The organism is Litoreibacter sp., assembly GCF_039974535.1.
Lineage (GTDB): Bacteria > Pseudomonadota > Alphaproteobacteria > Rhodobacterales > Rhodobacteraceae > Litoreibacter.
Map to the genome: position 1 here is coordinate 120,481 of NZ_JBDWIU010000001.1, position 20,442 is coordinate 140,922.

General features: G+C 56.6%; 13 protein-coding genes. 5 read left to right on the top strand and 8 right to left on the bottom strand.

Going from position 1 to position 20,442, the window contains the following annotated elements; translation table 11 throughout:
• Positions 1 to 102: 102 nt before the first annotated feature.
• A complete protein-coding gene (locus ABJN86_RS00575; RefSeq protein WP_348362783.1) occupies positions 103 to 5,535 on the top strand; it encodes an alpha-2-macroglobulin family protein in 5,433 nt (1,810 codons plus the stop codon).
• On the top strand, positions 5,532 to 7,559 hold the full coding sequence (pbpC, locus tag ABJN86_RS00580; RefSeq protein ID WP_348362781.1) for a penicillin-binding protein 1C: 2,028 nt from the start codon (positions 5,532 to 5,534) through the stop codon (positions 7,557 to 7,559). The genes ABJN86_RS00575 and pbpC overlap by 4 nt, the downstream gene beginning before the upstream one ends.
• Here pbpC and ABJN86_RS00585 read toward each other — a convergent pair whose 3' ends face one another.
• Both ABJN86_RS00585 and ABJN86_RS00590 read right to left on the bottom strand, forming a co-directional pair.
• Positions 7,560 to 8,735, bottom strand: coding sequence for an acetyl-CoA C-acyltransferase family protein (locus ABJN86_RS00585; RefSeq protein WP_348362780.1), 1,176 nt, complete (start codon positions 8,733 to 8,735; stop codon positions 7,560 to 7,562).
• Between the two features lie 84 nt (positions 8,736 to 8,819).
• Entirely contained in the window at positions 8,820 to 9,638 is an 819-nt protein-coding gene (locus ABJN86_RS00590) for a metallophosphoesterase family protein (protein ID WP_348362778.1), read from the bottom strand.
• A 163-nt stretch (positions 9,639 to 9,801) separates the two neighbouring features.
• Here ABJN86_RS00590 and ABJN86_RS00595 point away from each other — a divergent pair, with 163 nt between their 5' ends.
• On the top strand, positions 9,802 to 10,827 hold the full coding sequence (locus ABJN86_RS00595; protein ID WP_348362776.1) for an NAD-dependent epimerase/dehydratase family protein: 1,026 nt from the start codon (positions 9,802 to 9,804) through the stop codon (positions 10,825 to 10,827).
• On the opposite strand, the gene ABJN86_RS00600 is transcribed toward ABJN86_RS00595, so the two are convergent.
• A complete protein-coding gene (locus ABJN86_RS00600) occupies positions 10,824 to 11,384 on the bottom strand; it encodes a DUF2585 family protein (protein ID WP_348362943.1) in 561 nt (186 codons plus the stop codon). The two genes, ABJN86_RS00595 and ABJN86_RS00600, sit on opposite strands and share 4 nt — an antisense overlap.
• Positions 11,385 to 11,522: 138 nt before the next feature.
• Between ABJN86_RS00600 and ABJN86_RS00605 the strand changes: the two genes are divergently transcribed.
• Positions 11,523 to 13,091: a hypothetical protein gene (locus tag ABJN86_RS00605; protein WP_348362775.1), complete on the top strand. Its 1,569-nt coding sequence runs from the start codon at positions 11,523 to 11,525 to the stop codon at positions 13,089 to 13,091.
• Here the strand turns inward: ABJN86_RS00605 and ABJN86_RS00610 are convergent.
• The 3 genes from ABJN86_RS00610 to ABJN86_RS00620 form a co-directional block, all read right to left on the bottom strand.
• Positions 13,066 to 13,800, bottom strand: a complete 735-nt coding sequence (locus ABJN86_RS00610) for a metallophosphoesterase family protein (protein WP_348362773.1) — start codon at positions 13,798 to 13,800, stop codon at positions 13,066 to 13,068. The two genes, ABJN86_RS00605 and ABJN86_RS00610, sit on opposite strands and share 26 nt — an antisense overlap.
• Positions 13,801 to 15,396 (bottom strand): phosphoglycerate dehydrogenase, encoded by a 1,596-nt coding sequence (gene serA, locus ABJN86_RS00615; protein WP_348362771.1) that lies wholly within the window; start codon positions 15,394 to 15,396, stop codon positions 13,801 to 13,803. It abuts the gene before it with no gap.
• 74 nt (positions 15,397 to 15,470) lie between these two features.
• Positions 15,471 to 16,610 carry a phosphoserine transaminase gene (locus tag ABJN86_RS00620; protein ID WP_348362770.1) on the bottom strand — a complete coding sequence of 380 codons (1,140 nt, stop codon included), beginning with the start codon at positions 16,608 to 16,610 and terminating at the stop codon, positions 15,471 to 15,473.
• 159 nt (positions 16,611 to 16,769) lie between these two features.
• Here ABJN86_RS00620 and serB point away from each other — a divergent pair, with 159 nt between their 5' ends.
• Positions 16,770 to 17,642, top strand: a complete 873-nt coding sequence (serB, locus tag ABJN86_RS00625; RefSeq protein ID WP_348362768.1) for a phosphoserine phosphatase SerB — start codon at positions 16,770 to 16,772, stop codon at positions 17,640 to 17,642.
• Here the strand turns inward: serB and ABJN86_RS00630 are convergent.
• Positions 17,639 to 18,421: a carnitinyl-CoA dehydratase gene (locus ABJN86_RS00630; protein WP_348362767.1), complete on the bottom strand. Its 783-nt coding sequence runs from the start codon at positions 18,419 to 18,421 to the stop codon at positions 17,639 to 17,641. The two genes, serB and ABJN86_RS00630, sit on opposite strands and share 4 nt — an antisense overlap.
• Positions 18,418 to 20,439: an acetate--CoA ligase family protein gene (locus ABJN86_RS00635; RefSeq protein WP_348362765.1), complete on the bottom strand. Its 2,022-nt coding sequence runs from the start codon at positions 20,437 to 20,439 to the stop codon at positions 18,418 to 18,420. The genes ABJN86_RS00630 and ABJN86_RS00635 overlap by 4 nt, the downstream gene beginning before the upstream one ends.
• Positions 20,440 to 20,442: the final 3 nt, after the last annotated feature.

The following is a 20,442-nucleotide window of genomic DNA, read 5'->3' on the forward strand; positions in this document are numbered from 1 at the left end:
AGCAAACTTGGCTCAAGGAAATGAAAACACGCTTAACGCGATCCACTTGCCAGACTCATGGAAGCCGTGCGACCCTTTAGGTAATTTTAGTATGAGGTTGATATGAAGTTGCGCGTTTTATCTGCAAGCATGGTTTTTCTATCTCTGGCGACAGCGGCATTTTCGCAAGAGCTGATCCCAGAGCGCCGGATGAGTCTGTCCAAAGACGTGGATTTTTACGGAAGCGATCTGGCCAATATTTTTGACACGACATTCGATGCCTGCTCGCGGGCTTGCCTTGCGAATGAAACCTGCAAAGCGTTCACTTTCAACACCAAATCCAAGGCCTGTTTTCCTAAATCCGACATCAGCCAAAGCGAGCCATTTGTAGGCGCGTTATCTGTAGAGGTGACAGACGCTACAGATGCTGAATTGAACCTCGCCAACGCGCAGCGTGCTCAAGCAGATTTCCTGTCTGAACGTGACCTTGAAGCGGCGTATCGGCAAGCGTCCACTATGACGCGTCGTTTTTCGGCTAACTCGTTTTCTGCCCAGCAGTTCGTAGAGGCGGCGGATCGGTCTCGTGGGGAAGGCAAGCCAGATGTTGCGATGCGGTTTCTTGGGGCGGGGTTAACGGTAGAGGATCGCTCAGATCTATGGGCACAATTCGCTCGTGATGCCGCCGCTGCCGCGAAGGCGAACAATAGTAAACGGCGTGAATTTAACCGGTTTTATCTGACGGCCTCAGTCAACGCGTACCTTCGTGCGCCCAATGCCGCGATGTCAGTGAATGCTTTGACCTTGATGTCCGATGCGTTTGAGAAGAACAACAGGGGGCGGGAAACGATTGCTCCGCTTCGGCTGGCCCAAACTTTGCAACATCGCGATGACACGGCGAAAGCGTTGGACCGCGTTGTCGGGCTGTTTGGGTTCAATATGGCCGACACCGAAGTCGAGAATAATTCGACCGAGCCGCGCATTTGCCTTTCCTTCACAGAGCCGCTGTCAAAAACTGTAGATTATAGCCCTTTCGTTCAATCGCAGATCGAAGGTGTTAGCATAGAGGCGCAGGACCGCCAGTTGTGCATCGGGGGTTTAAACCACGGGGAGCGGTATCAATTCACGCTTCGTCAGGGCTTGCCAGCCGCATCGGGTGAACAGCTCCAAAAGCCGATTGAGATCGTACAATACGTCCGCGACCGCACGCCTTCTGTACGTTTCCCCGGACGCTCCTACATACTTCCAAGTGCAGGTGATGCGGCCTTGCCCGTTGTGGCGGTGAATACGGACAAGCTAGATTTGACGCTTTATAAGGTGTCCGATAGGAACATCCTGCGCACAATGCAAAGCGATTTCTTCGCAAAACCGCTTAGCTTTTATGGTGAGCAAGAGTTTCGCCGATCCGTCGGGGTGGAGCTTTGGAAAGGGACGGGCGAGGTTCAATCCGAGCTGAACCGCGATGTTACCACGCGCCTTCCCATGTCTGAAATCGTGGGCGAAATGTCACCCGGCGTTTACGCGCTACAGGCCAGTGTTTCTGATTCCTCAGACCGATCCTCGCCAGCAACGCAGTGGTTCGTGATTAGCGATCTGGGCGTGACCAGCATGGAGGGCGTCGATGGCCTGCATGTCTTTGTGCGGGGCCTATCGGATGCATCCGTGCGAGGCGAGGTATCGGTATCGCTTGTTTCGCGCGCGAATGAGGTGCTGGACACGGTCAAGACTAACGATCAAGGCTATGCCCGATTTGATCCCGGTTTGACCCAAGGAGTGGGTGCGGGCGCACCTGGCTTGCTCACGGTTAGTCAGGGCGATGACTTTGCATTCCTGTCCTTGCGTGATCCCGAGTTTGATCTATCTGATCGCGGGGTAGAGGGCCGTCCGCCAGCCAAACCCGTGGACTTGTTTGTCACAACAGAACGTGGCGCCTACCGTGCGGGGGAGGTAATCAACGCCTTGGCTTTGGCGCGTGATGGTAAGGCAAAGGCAATCGATGACCTGTCACTTACGGCAGTGCTTACCCGCCCTGACGGAGTTGAATATTCCCGCATCTCCGAGCGTGACGCAGGCGCCGGTGGTCGAATGTTCGCCATGCCGCTGGGCGACGACGTCCAGCGCGGAACATGGACATTGTCGGTTTTCGCCGACCCTGACGCGCCTGCCTTGTCCACGCAGAAATTGTTGGTGGAAGATTTCCTGCCAGAGCGCATTGACGCGATCCTATCATTACCGGATGGGCCTATTTCTCTAGCCGGCAAGGCACCGGAGCTGGATGTGGAAGCTAGGTACCTATTTGGGGCACCAGGGGCCGACCTAGCGGTCGAGGGCGGGATCACACTTCGCGCATCTTCTGATCTAGATGGCTTTCCCGATTATCGTTTCGGTCGATATGATGCGCCCTTCCGCCCGTTGCGCGGTGGTTTTGCTTTGGATGTTCGCACGGATGCTAACGGTCATGCTACTGCGCGTTTGAACGCCCCTGAGCTTGCCGAAGTTATGCAACCACTTGAGGCGCTAATCGTCGCGCGTGTGCGTGAAGGCTCTAACCGGCCTATTGAGCGTCGCATCACGCGCGCGGTGATGTTGGACCAACCATTGATCGGGGTGAAACCTGCCTTTGACGGGGTGATCCCTGAAAACGGCGAGGCGGAATTTTCTGTGATCGCCTTGGGGCCAGACCTTAAACCGCAGCCCATGCAAGTGCGCTGGACTGTGAACCGCATAAGGACCGAATATCAATGGTACTCCAGATACGGAAATTGGAACTGGGACCCAATCACGACACGCAGCCGCGTGGCCTCCGGAGATGTCATGGTAACGGCGGATGCGCCTTTGAAGATTACCGCGCCGGTTGAGTGGGGCGAGTATGAGATCAAGGTAGAGCGTACCGACGGCCCTTATGTCGCGACATCCATGAGTTTTAACGCAGGTTGGTACGCCAGCGCGACCGCCACGCAAACGCCGGATCTCCTAGAGGCGTCTTTGGACAAAGAGATGTACACCAGCGGCGACATTGCAAATCTGCGTATCGTGTCCCGGTTCGCAGGCAAAGCGCTGGTCACGGTGATGTCCAATCGGTTGATTGATATGAAGGCGGTGGATGTCTCTGAAGGGGAAAACTTGATCTCCCTTCCGGTTACAGACGATTGGGGTAGCGGGGCTTATGTTTCGGCTTCGGTCATTCGGCCGATGGATGTGGCTGCGGGTCAAAATCCCGCGCGGGCATTGGGCCTGTCTCACGCTGGGGTGAACCCAGAAAATGCGAAGCTGACGGCCGTGTTTGAGACGGATGGCGAAGCCACCCCGCGCGGGCCACTTAACGCGCGGTTACGGGTCGAGAATATGAACGGTGAAACCTACGCAATGATCGCGGCCGTAGATCAAGGCATTCTGAACCTAACGGGCTTCACGCCGCCGCAAGCATCGGACCACTATTTTGGTCAGCGTAAACTTGGCGTCGGCATACGAGATGTCTATGGGCGTTTGATTGATGGTAGCACTGGCGCTTTGGGCGCGGTCCGCTCGGGCGGTGATGCTGGTGTGCAGTTGCGCGCCAAGTCCCGTCCACCAACTGAGGATCTCGTCGCCTATGTCAGTGGGCCGTTGCGTGTTGGGCCCGACGGCATCGTCGAGACTGAATTCGACTTGCCCGCATTCAATGGGTCAGTTCGCCTAATGGCTGTGGTTTGGTCTAAGGACGCAGTTGGAGAGGCCAACGCCGAAATCCTTGTGCGTGATCCTGTCGTGGTCACTGCAACCTTGCCGCGCTTCATGGCGCCGGGGGATAGCAGCCAGCTTTTGTTGGAGGTTGTGCATGCAGAGGGACCGGTTGGTGAAATGCCATTATCCATAGCAGCAACAGGTGCGTTGATCACGGGTGATCGACCGTCCTCCGTCACGGTGACCGAGAAGGGCACGACGAGAATAGAGGTGCCGATCAAGGCGGGTCAGGCGACTGAGGCACGTTTTGATGTGGCTCTAACTTTGCCAAATGGACGCGAATTGGTGCAATCGCACCGGATTGAGTTACGCAGGAACGACCCTATCACACAGCGTCGAAGCCAGTTCAACTTGGCATCAGGTGGAACATTCACCTTGGATGAAAACGCTTTTGCGGGTTTCATTGCTGGGTCGGCGTCCGTGACGTTGGCTGCTGGGCCCTTGGCGCAGTTCGATGTGCCGGGCCTTCTCAACGCACTGGACAATTACCCCTACGGTTGCACCGAGCAGGTGACCTCAAAGGCGTTGCCGCTGCTGTACTTGGATCAGGTGGCTGGGGCCATGGGGTTGGATAATCGTGACGGTATCGCCCAGCGGATCAGCGATTCCATCACTTCGGTCCTGACCAATCAAGCCTCCAATGGGGCGTTTGGTTTGTGGAGACCGGATCGCGGGGATTTGTGGCTGGATTCTTATGTGACGGATTTCCTAAGCCGCGCCAAGGCGCAGGGACATGTGGTGCCTGAAACTGCGTTCCGTCAGGCGCTAGATAATCTTCGCAATCAAGTAAACAGTGCCTCCGATTTCGAGGATGGGGGCGAGGGACTGGCCTATGCAATGCTAGTCCTCGCTCGTGAAGGTGCGGCCTCTATCGGAGATTTGCGTTATTTTGCCGATACAAAGGCAAACAACTTCAGCACGGCTTTGGCGGTGGCGCAGTTGGGTGCGGCACTGACGTCCTACGGTGATCCAACGCGCGCGGACGCGATGTTCCGTCGTGCGTCTGATATGTTGAAGGTCGAGGCTGACATCGCACAAACATGGCGCAGCGATTATGGCACTGATTTGCGTGACGCGGCTGGTGTCCTCACATTGGCGGCTGAATCAGGCTCTAATGCGGTTGATATTTCAGAGCTGAGCGCCCGCATTGCGCCCTCTGTTGGGCAGGTCGTGGGACGCTCGACGCAGGAATCCGTGTGGACGTTACTCGCTGCGAACGCGTTGATAGATCAAACTGGCACAGGGCTGTCGTTGAATGGGGACGTGATTAACGGACCACTTGTGAAGGTATTGGATCAAGACGCGTCAGAACCTGTTGAGATCACTAACACCACTGATACAGACACAACGGTAACTCTGACCGCCTTTGGCGTTTCCAGTGAGCCCGTGGCAGCGGGGGGTAACGGGTACCGTATCAACCGCGACTACTATGATCTGGACGGGAACCCTGTTGATGTCGCCCGAGTTGAATCGGGGACACGCATGGTTGCGGTCCTTACGGTCATTCCATTGGCTACGGGCGAGGCGCGATTGATGATCAACGACCCGCTGCCTGCTGGCTTCGAGATCGATAATCCGAACCTACTGCGCAGCGGTGATATCAAAGCGCTTCCTTGGCTGAACACTGATGCGAATGTGCGCAACACGGAATTCCGTGATGACCGTTTCCTTGCGGCGGTGGATCATTTAGGGACCAAGGATGTGCAGCTCGCCTATATTTTGCGGGCGGTGGCCGCGGGTGATTATCACCACCCCGCTGCCAGCGTCGAGGATATGTATCGCCCATTCTATCGCGCGAACACCGACGAAGGGCGTGTACAGGTCACACGTAAATGAGGCTAGCTCGAACCCTTTGCGCGGCTGTTGTCGTGTTTTGGGGATTAGCTATCGGCCGTGATCAGTTCGACGATTGGGTCGATCAAACACAGCTTCCGGTTCTCGCGGTGGAGACCGGGGTAGAGGTCGTTGACCGGCACGAAGTATTACTTCGATCTTATCAGACGTCAGATGACCGTTGGCGATTGGCGACATCCATTACCAGTGTTGACCCTGAATTTATACGTCTCTTGGTTCGTTACGAGGACAAGCGGTTTTACCAGCATGCAGGTGTAGACCCGCTGGCGGCATTGCGCGCGGCGGCACAGGCGGTTTGGAATGGGCAGATCGTATCAGGTGGGTCGACTCTAACAATGCAGGTTGCGCGTCTTTTGGAAGAAAGCGGTACTGGTTCGTGGGCGGGAAAACTGCGGCAAATCCGTGTGGCCCTCGCGTTGGAGCGCCAACTGTCGAAGGATGAGATTTTATCTCTATACCTCGCCCGTGCGCCTTACGGAGGAAATCTGGAAGGCCTGCGTGCAGCCAGTTTGGCGTATTACCAAAAGGAGCCGCGCCGCCTGACGCCCAGCCAAATTGGGTTGTTGATAGCCCTTCCGCAGTCGCCAGAAGCCCGAAGGCCAGATAAGAATCCGGGCCGTGCATTGCTAGCCCGCGACCGTGTTCTAACTCGGTTGGTAGACGCAGGAGCTTTGGGCGCTGAGGCAATCACATATCAAACGCTACGGGCGAAACGGCGCGGCTTCGCAGCCCTAGCGCCGCATCTGAGCGATCGCGTGTTGCGGGATGAAGGTGGCCAACTTATTCGCACAACGCTGGACGCGAACTTGCAAAGGCCGTTGGAAACCTTGGCGCGGGCAGCGGTTGCAGATCAAGGGCAACGTCTCTCGGTTGCCTTCGTGGTGGCGGACCATGAAACAGGCGAAATCCTCGCGTCAGTTGGCTCGGCCAGATATGCGAATGATCGCAGGGGTGGGTTTATCGATATGACCCAAGCCCGCCGCTCCCCAGGTTCTACGTTAAAGCCACTCATCTATGGACTGGGTTTTGATCAGGGTCTAATTCACCCCGAAACTGTGATATCTGACCGACCACTTCAGTTCGGCTCCTACGCACCGTTAAACTTCGACGGGCAGTTCCGAGGTGACCTCAGAGTGCGAGAAGCGCTGCAAGCCTCGCTTAACTTGCCTGTGGTAAGTGTGTTGGACAGGTTGGGTCCCGCGAACTTGATGTCGAAGCTGCGACAAGCTGGGCTGGCACCCCAACTCGCAGGAGATCGTGCGGGGTTGGCGATCGCCTTGGGCGGGGTCGGAGTAACTCTGACAGAACTGGTTCAGCTATATGCCGCCATTGCGCAACCAACTGCCCCCAAGACGCTGTCGGCGATACCAGCGGCGAGCGCGCCATTACCTACCGTCCTTAGTGAACGGGCAGGTTGGTATTTGGGCGACATTTTGAAAGGCACACCACGTCCCAACGTCTCTGCGGGCAAGGACATCGCGTTTAAAACGGGAACCTCCTACGGCCATCGCGACGCTTGGGCGGTTGGGTATGACGGTCGGCATGTTGTGGGGGTGTGGATGGGGCGCGCTGATGGAACGCCTGTTCCTGGTGCATTCGGCGGGGGACTGGCAGCGCCGTTGATGTTCCAAGCGTTTGACCGCGTGAAACCCCAAACCGAACCTTTGCCATCGCCCCCGCGTGATGCATTGCTCGTGGGGAATGCGCAATTGCCACAACCTCTGCGCAGGTTCACCAGCCGTGCGGAGCAACGTGGCGTGGCGCAAGACCATCCCAAGGTGGCGTTCCCGCCGGATGGGGCTCGGGTGTCACGACGCGGCGGTGCTGTGACCGTGCAGATTAGAGATGGCGTGGCACCATTCACTTGGATGCAAGACGGCACGCCCGTTTTGACCAACAGTTGGGACCGTCAGGCGCGGCTCTTTCCATCAGGGCGGGGTTACCTCAAGGTGCGAATTATTGATGCCCATGGTCGCGCCGCGGGCACCACAATTTTCGCTGAGTAATCAAACGCGCTCAATCGCCAATGCAATGCCTTGACCACCGCCGATGCACATGGTGATCAGCGCTTTCGAGCCACCTGTCCGTTCTAACTCATGCAAGGCCTTCACGGTGATGATAGCACCGGTTGCCCCAACAGGGTGACCCAATGCGATGGCGCCACCGTTGGGGTTTACCTTGGCGGGATCCAACTCCAGTTCTTGCGAGACCGCCAATGCTTGTGCTGCGAAGGCTTCGTTCGACTCGATCACGTCGAAGTCGCTTGCCTTCAGGCCGGTGCGCTTGAGCAGGTTCTGAACGGCCGGGATGGGGCCAATGCCCATGACTTCGGGACGAACACCTGCATGCGCATACCCGATGACGCGGGCTCGCGGAGTGAGGCCGGATGCCTGCGCTGCCGCTTGTGTCGCCAAAACGATTGCACCTGCACCATCGTTGATGCCGGACGCGTTGCCAGCGGTGACCGTGCCGTCTTTTTGGAAGGCGGTGCGAAGACCTGATAGGGCGTCCAAGGACGTGGCCTTCGGGTGCTCATCCGTGTCGAAGGCGACCGTGTCTCGCTTAACGCGGACCTCCACGGGAACGATTTGATCCTTGAAGTAGCCCGCCTCAATTGCGTGTGCGGCGCGGGTTTGGCTTTCCAACGCGAAGGCGTCTTGGGCTTCGCGGGTGATGCTGTGCTCGCTTGCGACATTCTCAGCGGTGACGCCCATGTGGCCAGTGCCAAAGGGACAGTTCAACGCACCGAGCATCATGTCTTGGGCCTTGGCGTCTCCCATTTTCTGACCCCATCGGGCCTGGGGCATAATGTAGGGGGACCGGCTCATGTTCTCTGCGCCGCCGGCAAGGCCAAACTCTGCATCGCCCAGCATTAGGGATTGAACAACGGATACGATTGCCTGCACGCCTGAGCCACAAAGACGGTTCACGTTCATCGCAGGTGTGGTGCCGGGAACACCTGCCTGCATAGCGGCGGCACGCGATAGATACATGTCGCGGGGTTCAGTATTGATGACGTGGCCAAAGGCGACATGCCCAATCTGGGACGGGTCAACACCAGCGCGCTGCATCGCCGCCGATGCGACGGTCGCGCCAAGGTCAATTGGCGGTGTTGCAGCCAAAGCGCCGCCAAAGGTGCCAATGGCGGTGCGTGCGCCGCTAAGGATCATGATGTCAGACATAATGGGTTCTCCGAATGTGTTGATCAGAGCTTAGCGTATTTTGGCGAAACTACAGCGGTGACGTTGCGTTGCGGGGAAATCGACTTACTCCGGAGGGCGCGGCTCTGTTGTTTGCAAGAATTCGACCGTCCCGTCAGGCAAGATTGCAGCAGCTGTAAGGCACCCCGTTCTATACGCGCCGGTGTCTATGGAAATGCGACCGTCAGCGCAGGTCGCGTTCTCGACTATGGTATGCCCATGCGCGATCCAGTTGTTGTCGTTCCTAACGCGTATCAAAAACTCTGGATGTCCCCAAAGCAAAATTCGTGGGGATTGATCATCAAGAGCGCGACCCGGATCGATTCCGGCATGCGTAACCATCAGGTTTCCTGAAGTGATTGAGGTGGGGAGAGACCTAAGCCAGCTTTCAATCGGTTCGCCGAGGCTTGCGCGCAAGGCCATAGCGGTCGCGTTTGCCTGATCCGCCCACTGATCTTCGACGGACAAATCAATACCAAAGCTCGCCAGTGTTTGCGCAGCGCCATTCCTATACCACCGCGCGTACCTAGCTTCGGGGGCTTCGATAAAGTCTAACATCATCTGCTCGTGGTTGCCTAATATGCAGGTCACGTTGTCGGGGAACTCGGTGGACAGCTCATAAAGTCGGGTTAGCACTGCAGCGCTTGCGGGCCCCCGGTCAATATAGTCGCCCACAAATACCAGCTTGGGATCACGCATCTCTATAGAGCCGATGACATGGTCGATCTGCTCTAGGATATGTTCCAACAATTCAAGTGAGCCATGAATGTCCCCGACGATGAAGTGGGGGCTTTCTGGGCTTGGGCGGGCAAGGCTGCGCTGTTCAAGCTCCTCTTTCTCAACCGGCGGCTTCTTCTTTTTGAAAAGCGAGTTTAGAAAATTCATGGTATTGAGGCTTTCAATTGATTGCCCTCAGTTTGTCGGTGTGCGTTGGAATTGCAAGCAAAAGACGCGTGAGCAAGCCACTGTGCGAAATGCCGCGCCGATTTCCGATTTGACCTGCGTAACAATATGGCAGACGTAGGCAGGGCAGATAGGAGAACTTGATATGACGACAAAAACACGCACAGCTTTGGTGACCGGTTCCGCTGGATTTATCGGCTACCACGTGGCTTCGCGGCTACTGGCTGACGGGTTTAAAGTTGTCGGGTTCGATGGGATGAGCGATTATTACGACGTAATTTTAAAGCAACGCCGTCATCAGATGTTGTCTGAGTCTCCGAATTTCACCCCGATCGAGGGCCTGCTGGAAACCGAGGGTTTGGTCATGGACATCATGGCGAAGCATTCGCCGGATGTGGTTGTGCATCTTGCCGCACAAGCAGGCGTGAGATGGTCCATCGATAACCCGCGGGCCTATGTTGATGCGAACTTGATCGGTGCGTTCAATGTGCTGGAGGCCGTTCGGGCGCATCCTTGCTCCCACCTTTTAATGGCGTCCACGTCGTCAATTTATGGCGCCAACGCAGTGATGCCCTACGAAGAGACACATAAAGTCGATACTCAGATGAGCTTCTACGCTGCGACAAAGAAGGCGAATGAGGCGATGGCTCACTCGTATTCCCACCTCTACAATCTGCCGATTACCATGTTCCGGTTTTTCACTGTCTACGGCCCATGGGGGCGTCCCGATATGGCGCTGTTCAAGTTTACAAAGGCGACGTTGGAGGGGACCCCTATCGACGTTTACAATCATGGTGATATGAGCCGTGATTTTACATACATTGATGATCTGGTCGAAGGTATCCGCTTGTTGATCGATACCCCGCCGGAGCGTCCGAATGCACCCAGCGATATTGAGACAAGCGACAGCCTATCCCAAGTGGCGGCATGGCGGGCGGTTAACATCGGCAATGGCGAGCCAGTCCAGCTGATGGAGTTCATTGAGGCGATAGAGCTAGCAACCGGACGTGAAGCGCAAAAGAACTTCATGGATATGCAGCCAGGCGATGTGCCCGCCACCTGGGCACAGGCCGGCTTGCTAAACCGGCTGACGGGATATCAACCTAAAACTGACGTGAAGACAGGTGTTGCGCGGTTCGTGGAATGGTACCGCGAGTATTATCAGGTCTAACCTGCGGCCTGCCATTCGCGGATCGCGTCCAACGGGTAGAGCAGCATAATGATATTCAGCGCTAACCCGTCGCGGATGGCCGACATGACCACGACTTCCGCTAGGATAACAATCGCGACGCTGACCCAGATGGGCAATCGGCGCGAGAGCCAGAAGCCGGCCCACATTGCAAGAATATCACAAACTGAATTCAGCACGCTGTCGCCGAAGTAATCCAGCGCGATCGTCACCTCTCGGTAGCGGTTAATGACGGCGTCGGTGTTCTCTAGAATTTCCCAAGCGGCCTCGATTGCCGTGGCAATTGCCAAACGCCAGCCAATGTCGATCCGCCGCGCAAATAGCCACAATACGAAGTAAAAGATGAACCCGTGCAGAAGGTGGGACGGCGTGTACCAATCCATCATGTGCTGCGAATTCTCAGAACTCATAGTCTCCAGATGCAGCAGCTTGATATAGCCGCATTTGCACATGGGAATACGCCCCATCCAAAGCAGAGTGGCTGCCGTAGCAATCAAAATGCCAAGGCTGATCCAATAGGGAAGATACCGTTTGTTCATGGTGGTGAGGGGACCATGCCACAAGACCATCTGTAAACCCCAACGATCATTCATCCGACAGGTTTGAGCCTTTTTTGCTCCACCTTTTAGCGCGGTCTTTGCCTTGCTTGGCAGGTTGCACCGTGCAACGATCACCGCATGAATTCCATAGATGCATTTGCCCCGTTCTCCGTCGCCGAACAGAAACTCATCGATGATGCTGCGACCGCTCAACGCACCAGCGTAGGGGATGGCGAACTTCCTGAATCCGACGAGCCAGAGTTTGTCATTCGCGCCGAATTGATCCGGTATTTGTTATTGCGGTTTGAGGGGTTGCACGACAAAGGCATTCGCCTGCGTGGTGCTTGGATTACCGGCGCTCTTGATCTGCAAGGATGCGATTGCGCACGTGATATATCCTTGTCTCATTGCCAGGTTAGCAGCTCTATCAACCTTGTGAATGCTCGTCTGCGAGGGGTGCATTTTTCGGCCTGTACCTTAGCGGGCATATCGGCTGATAACGCCTCTTTTTCGGGATCTGTCTACATTCGCGCAGGCTCGGTCATTAAAGGTGAGATCTCGCTGGCAGGCGCGCGGATCAGCGGAGATCTGCAAATCTGTGATGCGACCATTGATAGCCCCGGTCAGGACGCGCTGTTCGCGCCGTCATTGCGGGTGGAAGGTTCCGTTTTTCTGGGCAACTATCCCTATTCGGAAACGGTGACGGAGCTGTACTCTACGGGGATGTTGTTCTTCTCGTCCGCGCGGGTGGAGCATGATTTCTTTCTGACGAATACATGCATCAGCCTGCCGCAGGATTTGAAAAACATCACCCCTGTATTCGATCCGACAGAAGAGCATGGACGCGACATGGCACTTAGTCTTGCGCGGGCCAAGATCAACGGAATTTTGTATCTCGCCGATAATCAGATTTCCCAGGGCATCGTGAATTTGGCGGGGGCAGAAGTCGCACGTTTTCGGGATGAACCAATCGGCCCCGGTGCCGCTTATCCGATCCGTCTGGACGGGTTTCGCTATACCGATTTCTCACGTCATGCGGAAACCAAGATTGATGCCCGTCTAGATTGGTTGGCGCGTAAACCGGCGGATATGCCCTTCACGTCGCAGCCCTATGAGCAGTTGGCTTATGTGTTGCAGATACTCGGCCACCGCAACGACGCGCGAACCGTTTTGATGCGCAAAGAGCGACTGCTGCGCGCCGAGAACCGGTCATTGATGAAGACGCGCGGTGGCTCCATTTTGTGGCGGGGAGTTTCGCGTGTTTTGGATGATTTTTTGCGCTGGTCTATTGGGTATGGATACCGCCCGGGCCGTGCGGTGGTCATTGCCATCGCGTTGATTGTTGGACTGGGCGTGTTCTTTGACAGCACTTGGAGGGCGGGGGATATGACCCCGAACTCCGCGCCAATACTGGTGTCTAAAGACTGGGTTGAGGCGACGCAGACTCATTCGGACAATCCGGCGGCATTTTGGTCGTCACAGGGGCAAGGCGGACAGGATTGGGAGACCTTCAACGCTTATGCTTATGCCGCTGACGTGGTTATTCCGCTGGTTGTGTTCGGGCAAGAAAGTGCGTGGGCACCGTCTACGTCGCGCTCGCCTTTGGGAAAAATCGCTTGGTGGGTGCGTTGGTTTGCAAAATCCATTGGTTGGATTGTAACGGCGCTAGGGGCTGCAGCGATTACTGGGGTGATCCGGAAGGATTAAGCGTCCGCGGGCCATTATCCGTTAGCAGCGTGCAGTCCGCACCGTCAAATCGTGCCGGCCAAAGGTCGGCCCCATACCCTGCCCCACCGTCAAGGTTGACGCGATTGCCCCGATGCTCTGGGGTTTTCACGGCGGTATGACCGTGAACGATCAACTTGGGGTGGGTTCGAGTATCGTTGATGAATTCCTGACGAATCCAAAGAAGATCATGCTCGGTTTGCTCGTCCAAGGCGATACCGGGTCGGACACCGGCATGGGCAATGAAAAGTTCATCCGTTTGGTAGGTCAGTTGGTTGTTCTTAAGGAACTCGATGTGGCTGGGCGGCACCTTTTGGATCGCCTCTGCGTGGACAGCAGATAGTCGAAGACCATCATCAACGGACACTCCATAGGAGGCCAATGTCGTTAGGCCGCCGAGCCGCTGATGAAGCCAAGTCAACTCGATCGGTAGATGGGTGTCGAAACGAGGGTGGCTTTCCATGAACCATTCGAACATGCGGTCGTGGTTGCCCTTGATGCAGGTCCAGTTGCGCCCCGCATCAAGCCCCATCATCAGCCGGTCGATGACGCCTTTGCTATCGGGGCCACGGTCGGTGTAATCACCTAAAAACACAACCTGTGCATCTGGCCCGCCGTCAGCCTCGACCAACGCCAAGGCGCGGTCGAGTTGAGCCAACTGCCCGTGGATATCCCCGATAACGTAAAGCATTTAAGCCACGTCGAAGCGTAGGGTTTTGACTTGCTTGAACATGCCAGTTCCCGACAGGGTCTCGAGGACCTTGGCCGGAACTTCAGCGTCTACATAAAGCAAAGCGATTGCGCCTTTTCCTTCGGCTTCGCGGCCCAATGTGAAGTTTGCGATGTTCACGCCTTTTTCGCCCATTGTTTGGCCCAAAGTGCCGATGATGCCCGGGACGTCTTCGTTGGTTGTGTAGAGCATATGCTCGCCAATTTCGGCGTCGATATTGATGCCTTTGATCTGGATGAAGCGTGGTTTGCCGTCCGAGAACACAGTTCCCGCGATGGAGCGTTCACGCTTGTCTGTCACAACGTTCAGCTTGATGTAGCCGTCGAATACGCCAGACTTATCTTGTGTGGTTGTGGAGATGTTGACGCCACGCTCTTTGGCGATGACCTGTGCGGAGACCATGTTCACGTCAGGGTTGGTGGCCTTCATGATGCCAGCTACGCCCGCACAGTTCAGCGCCTCGAGGTTCATGTTGGACACATTGCCGTTGTAGGTGATCTGGATGTCTTTGATCGCCTCGTCGGTCATTTGGCCAATGAAGGCACCAAGGTGCTCTGCCAGTTTGACCCATGGGCCCATAACTTTGGCTTCCTCAGCAGTTACGGACGGCATGTTCAACGCGTTGGTCACGGCGCCTGTAAGCAGGTAGTCGGACATTTGCTCTGCCACTTGCAGGGCTACGTTTTCCTGCGCCTCAGTTGTTGCCGCGCCCAAGTGAGGCGTGCAAACGACGTTTGGCAGGTTGAACAATGGGCTTTCTTTTGCGGGCTCTACTTCGAACACGTCAAAGGCAGCACCTGCAACTTTACCGGCTTTCAAAGCGTCGGCCAAAGCGGCCTCGTCGACCAAGCCACCACGGGCACAGTTGATGATACGAACGCCGTCTTTCATCTTGGCGATGTTCTCTTTCGAGATCATGCCGCGAGTTTTGTCAGTGGCAGGTACGTGCATAGTGATGAAGTCGGAACGCTCGAACAATTCGTCCAGCTCGACCTTGGTCACGCCCAGTTTGTCGGCGCGTTCCTCGGAGAGAAAGGGGTCATACGCGATGACCTTCATGCGCAGGCCAACGCCGCGTTCGCACACGATACCGCCGATGTTGCCAGCGCCGATAACGCCCAGTGTTTTGCCTGTTAGCTCGACGCCCATGAACTTCGACTTTTCCCATTTACCAGCGTGGGTAGACGCAGAGGCTTCAGGGATTTGACGCGCCACGGCGAACATCATTGCGATGGCGTGTTCGGCTGTGGTGATCATGTTGCCGAATGGGGTGTTCATCACGATGATACCCTTCTTCGAGGCAGCAGGGATGTCCACGTTATCAACACCGATACCAGCGCGGCCAATGACCTTGAGGTTGTCGGCAGCTTCGATCAGCTTTTCAGTCGCCTTGGAGGCGGAACGAATAGCAAGACCGTCATACTGCGGGATCAGCTCCAGCAGCTTTTCTTTGTCTTTGCCAAGGTCTGGCATGAAGTCCACATCGATGCCGCGATCGCGGAAAATTTGGACGGCGGTTTCAGACAGTTTGTCGGATACGAGTACTTTGGGGGCCATTGTTTTGGGCTCCTATTTTAGCGGTATGATATGCGTCGGCTTTGCGTCGGCAAAGCGTATGGCACGGAATGGGTTCAGGAATTGATCTCTTGCTCGAACGCATAAGCGAGCCACGGGAGCATCGCTTCGACATCGGCAGTCTCGACAGTGGCACCACACCAGATGCGAAGGCCCGCAGGCGCGTCGCGGTAGGCACCGATATCAAGTGCGATATTCTCGGTTTCCAGACGCTTGGCGATGGCTTTGGCAAATGCCGCGCCGTCTTTGATCCGGTCGTCGGTGAACTTCAAGCAAACGGATGTGTTGGAGCGCGTGGCCGGGTCCGTTGCAAGGAAATCGATCCAGTCGTTTGCTGCAACGAAATCGTTGACCGCACCTGTGTTTGCATCTGCGCGGGCGATCAGGCCTTTCAAGCCGCCAACCGACTTGGCCCAATCCAGCGCGAAGAGGTAGTCCTCAACGCACAGCATGGAAGGCGTGTTGATCGTGGCACCGGTGAAGATACCGTCGATCAGTTTGCCACCTTTGGTGAGGCGGAAGATTTTTGGCAGAGGCCATGCAGGCGTGTAGCTTTCCAGACGTGCAACTGCGCGTGGGGACAAGATGATCACGCCGTGACCGCCTTCGCCGCCCAGAACTTTTTGCCAGCTGAATGTGGTGACGTCCAAACGATCCCATGGAAGATCCATCGCGAATGCGGCGGAGGTCGCGTCGCAGAGTGTCAGGCCATCGCGGTCCGCAGGGATCACGTCTTTGGAAGGAACGCGCACGCCGGAGGTGGTGCCGTTCCAAGTGAAGCAAACGTCGTTGTCGAAATTCACCTGCGCGAAGTCTACGATTTCGCCGTAATCAGCGGTCGTCGCAGTCGCGTCGATTTTCAGTTGCTTAACAACATCGGTGACCCAGCCGGACCCGAAAGATTCCCAAGCGAGCATCTCTACTTTGCGCTCACCCAAGAGGTTCCACATGGCCATCTCAAATGCGCCAGTGTCGGATGCGGGGACGATGCCGATTTTGTAATCCGCGGGAATGCCAAGAACGTCGCGGGTGGTCTCGATGGCGGCAAGCAGTTTCGCTTTGCCAACAGCGGCGCGGTGCGAGCGACCCAAAGGTGCGTCGGCCAGCTTATCGAGCGTAAATGTCGGGGGTTTGGCACATGGGCCAGAAGAGAAACGTGGATTCGCAGGCTTAACAGCCGGTTGTGTCGTGCTCATAATGAGTACCCTTACAGATAATTGCCTCTCGTTGGGGAGAGGTGTCCCACTGGCGTCACTAAGGGAGGGCGCGGGCTTTCACAACAGCCAAAATGTCGCTATAGCGCCGCCTGAGTGATTATTTGCGACACCCTTATCCACGATCGGAAACACAGCCCCATGTTCGTAGTGACCCTTCTTTGCGCCCCGTCTGATCCGAAACTTGATGCGGCTTTGCCGACCAACCTGCGTAATGCGTGGGGCGGCGGGGATGTGATCTGGTTGATGCCGGATGTCGCGGCGGAATTCGCTATGGAAACGGTCCCTGCGAATTTTGACGACGTGTGGAAAGAGTGCGATGCGATGGGGATCGACCTTGTAATCCAGCCGCAAGAAGGGCGTCGCAAGAAGATGCTTCTAGCGGATATGGACAGTACGATGATCCAGCAAGAATGCATTGATGAGCTGGCAGATGAGGCCGGTGTTGGGCCGCGTGTGGCGAATATTACTGCGCGTGCCATGAACGGTGAGTTGGATTTCGAGGCGGCATTGAAAGAACGGGTAGGTCTGCTGGAAGGTCTGGATTCAGCTGTAATAGAGACTGTTTTGGCGACACGGATCACCTATATGCCAGGCGGTAAAGAGCTATTGGCGACGATGAAAACCAACGGCGCATATGCCGCCTTGGTGTCGGGCGGGTTCACAGCGTTCACGGCATCGGTGGCGAAAGCGCTGGGCTTTGATGAGAACCGCGCGAACACACTGTTGGAAGAGGGCGGCAAGCTGACCGGTGACGTTGGCATGCCGATCTTGGGCCGCGAAGCGAAAGTAACGGCATTGGAAGAGATCACCGCGCGATTGGGTATCTCGGAGGACGAAGTTTTGGCCGTGGGCGACGGGGCAAACGACTTGGGCATGTTGCAACGCGCAGGGTCCGGCGTGGCGCTTCACGCGAAACCGACCGTACAAGCACAGGCCAAGATTCGCGTGAACCACGGTGATTTGACCGCGCTACTGTTCTTGCAAGGCTATGCTGCCAGCGACTTCGCTTAGCGGCCTTTCCACACCGGATCGCGTTTTTCGGCGAAGGCTTTCGCGCCCTCTAGCTGGTCTTCGCTGGAATAGAGGCTTTTGACGGTTTCAAACTTGCTGCCGGTGATTTGGTCCATCGTGTCTTGGAATTTCTCGTCCTCGGCCTCGCGCACGATCTCTTTGATCGCCGCATAAACGAGTGGGGGGCCGGAGGCGAGCAGCCGTGCCATTTCCCATGCCTGATCCATCAGCTGATCAGCGGGGTGGATGTGGTTGACGATGCCCCAATTGCGGGCCTCCTCGGCGTCGAACCAGCGGCCGGTGAAAAGCAGCTCCATTGCGATGTGGTAGGGGATGCGTTTGGGCAGCTTCACGGACGCCGCATCAGCCACGGTGCCGGAAAGGATCTCAGGCAGCGCGAATGTGGCGTGATCAGCGGCAAGGATGATGTCGGCGGACAAGGCCAGCTCCAACCCGCCGCCACAGGCGATGCCGTTCACGGCGGCGATGACGGGCTTGTTGAGATTGGGAAGTTCCTGCAACCCACCAAAGCCACCAAGGCCGTAATCATCATCAACCGCATCGCCATCGGCTGCGGCCTTTAGGTCCCATCCGGGGCAGAAAAATTTGCCGCCCGCACCGGTGATGATGGCGACACGCAGCTCTGGGTCATCGCGAAAATCGGCGAAGACGTCGCCCATGATTCGGGATGTCGCGAGGTCGATTGCGTTGGCCTTGGGGCGATCTAGCGTGACTTCGAGAATGGTGCCTTCGCGGCGGGTTTTGATGGGACTGGTCATAAGGTTTTCCGTATTAATGCGTCTACTGCGATTGCGCCATCTGGCCCGCAGATCAGCGGGTTTACCTCCACCTCGGCGACGGGGTGGTCTTGAGCGATGACATAAGACTGGATAGCGAGAATAGCGTTAACGATTGCGTCTAGGTCACAAGGGTCCGCACCGCGGAAACCAGTGAGCAAAGGATACATCTTTAGCCTACTTAGAGCCTGTCTTATGTCATCATCACTGCTTGGAATGAGCAAAGATTGTGTGTCGGCTAGAAGTTCGGTCAACAAGCCACCTGCACCGACGGTTAGAAGGTAGCCGTGAGCGGGATCTTGGGTGACACCGACCAATAGTTCCGCCCCCGGTGCGCACATTTCTTCAATATGAAACGAGGATGCATCGGTCATAGTTTCCATGGCGACGTGGACGTCGGTGTGGGAGTTACAGTCAAGGATGACCCCGCCGACATCGGACTTATGCGCCATGCCTTCGGCTTTGACCACGACGGGGAAAGTCAGTGCGTCGAGGCCCGCAGCGCTATGGTTGGTTTGGATGGCTTTGGGCACGTTCAACCCGTGGGCGGCCAACGCTATCTTCGCGTCGTATTCGGAGAGTGTTTCAGTCTCTGTGGCGACTGCCTTTCTAAGAACTGGTTCGCTGGATGGCGTATGGATTGGCAGGGAGGCGGCGTCGATCGCGTTCAGGGCCTCCGCTATTCCGGCGAAGGGAACGATGCCGCCATTGATCAATTGTTGAGCGACGTGCTCAGGGAGCAATTCGGGCAGCGAGGCGGCGACGGCGACGGGGCGGCCAGTGTCCTTGCGCATACGCAAAGCCGCGTTTGTGGCGCAGGTCCAATCTGAGGGATCGCAAATATCACCGCGTGGGTAGTCCAGAACCACCAAGGTCATGGCGATATGGGGTGCGGCCATCGCAGACCAAGCGGCTGTCATAGCCTCCTCATCGCGCCAGATGTAGGTGTGGTAATCTAGGGGGTTGGCAAGGGCGACTTTGGGACCAAGTGCCTTTAATAGGGTCTGTTTTTGATCATCATCGAGGTCGGGAAAGACCAGATCATGGTCATCGGCCATATCCGCCACAAGCGATGCCTCGCCGCCGGAACAACTAATAGACGAGATTTTGTTGGACGGCAGGCGGCCAGCGACGTGTAGCAGCTTTAGGGTCTCCAAGAAGCTGGGGACATCTGGCGAGCGCAAGATGCCCAAGCGATCAAGGAAGGCTTGGGCCGCGGTATCACCGCCCGCAAGCGATGCAGTGTGGCTGATGGTGGCGGCCTGAGCGTGGGACGACTTGCCGACCTTCAATGCGACAAGCGGGATTGATTTGGCGTGGGCCTTGGCGGCAAGGGCCTCCCAGCGTGACAGGTCGCCGAACCCTTCGATGTGCAACCCGATGGCCGTGACGCGGGGGTCGTCGAGCAGGGCGAAGGCGATGTCGGCCTGCGTGGTTTGCGCCTGATTGCCCGCCGTAATCATGTAACCGATGGGCAGGCCACGGGTCTGCATCGTCATGTTGATCGAGATGTTTGAAGACTGGGTGAGGATGGCGACGCCAGAATCGATGCGCCTGCATCCGTGTTGGTCGGGCCAAACGGCGACACCGTCGAGCGCGTTGATGAAGCCATAACAGTTGGGGCCAAGGATTGGCATGTCGCCCGCCGCCGTGAGCAAACGCGCTTGGGCATCTGTGCCTGATGCATCCTCGCTACTGGCTTCGGCGTAGCCGGATCCAAAGCACACGGCGCCACCTACACCGCGTTTGCGCATCCGCTCTACTGCGCCGATTGTGGCTTCGCGGTTGATGCCCACGAAAGCGGCGTCTGGGGGATTGGGGATTTCCAAAACGCTTGCGTAGGCTTTGACGCCGGCCACTTCCTTTTTTACGGGGTGAACCGCGTGCAGCTCACCCTCGAACCCGAATTTTTGGGCTTGGGTTAGTACAGCTTCGCCCCAGGCACCGCCACCGATCACGGCTAGGGATTTGGGGTTCAGAAGGCGGAAGAGATCGCTCATGTG

Excerpts from the sequence above, each read along its gene's own strand:
- ABJN86_RS00620 (WP_348362770.1), bottom strand. The coding sequence starts at position 16,610 with ATGAGCACGACACAACCGGCTGTTAAGCCTGCGAATCCACGTTTCTCT.
- serA (WP_348362771.1), bottom strand. The coding sequence starts at position 15,396 with ATGGCCCCCAAAGTACTCGTATCCGACAAACTGTCTGAAACCGCCGTC.
- ABJN86_RS00575 (WP_348362783.1), top strand. The coding sequence starts at position 103 with ATGAAGTTGCGCGTTTTATCTGCAAGCATGGTTTTTCTATCTCTGGCG.
- ABJN86_RS00585 (WP_348362780.1), bottom strand. The coding sequence starts at position 8,735 with ATGTCTGACATCATGATCCTTAGCGGCGCACGCACCGCCATTGGCACC.
- serB (WP_348362768.1), top strand. The coding sequence starts at position 16,770 with ATGTTCGTAGTGACCCTTCTTTGCGCCCCGTCTGATCCGAAACTTGAT.
- ABJN86_RS00635 (WP_348362765.1), bottom strand. The coding sequence starts at position 20,439 with ATGAGCGATCTCTTCCGCCTTCTGAACCCCAAATCCCTAGCCGTGATC.
- ABJN86_RS00600 (WP_348362943.1), bottom strand. The coding sequence starts at position 11,384 with ATGAACAAACGGTATCTTCCCTATTGGATCAGCCTTGGCATTTTGATT.
- pbpC (WP_348362781.1), top strand. The coding sequence starts at position 5,532 with ATGAGGCTAGCTCGAACCCTTTGCGCGGCTGTTGTCGTGTTTTGGGGA.
- ABJN86_RS00605 (WP_348362775.1), top strand. The coding sequence starts at position 11,523 with ATGAATTCCATAGATGCATTTGCCCCGTTCTCCGTCGCCGAACAGAAA.
- ABJN86_RS00595 (WP_348362776.1), top strand. The coding sequence starts at position 9,802 with ATGACGACAAAAACACGCACAGCTTTGGTGACCGGTTCCGCTGGATTT.
- ABJN86_RS00610 (WP_348362773.1), bottom strand. The coding sequence starts at position 13,800 with ATGCTTTACGTTATCGGGGATATCCACGGGCAGTTGGCTCAACTCGAC.
- ABJN86_RS00590 (WP_348362778.1), bottom strand. The coding sequence starts at position 9,638 with ATGAATTTTCTAAACTCGCTTTTCAAAAAGAAGAAGCCGCCGGTTGAG.
- ABJN86_RS00630 (WP_348362767.1), bottom strand. The coding sequence starts at position 18,421 with ATGACCAGTCCCATCAAAACCCGCCGCGAAGGCACCATTCTCGAAGTC.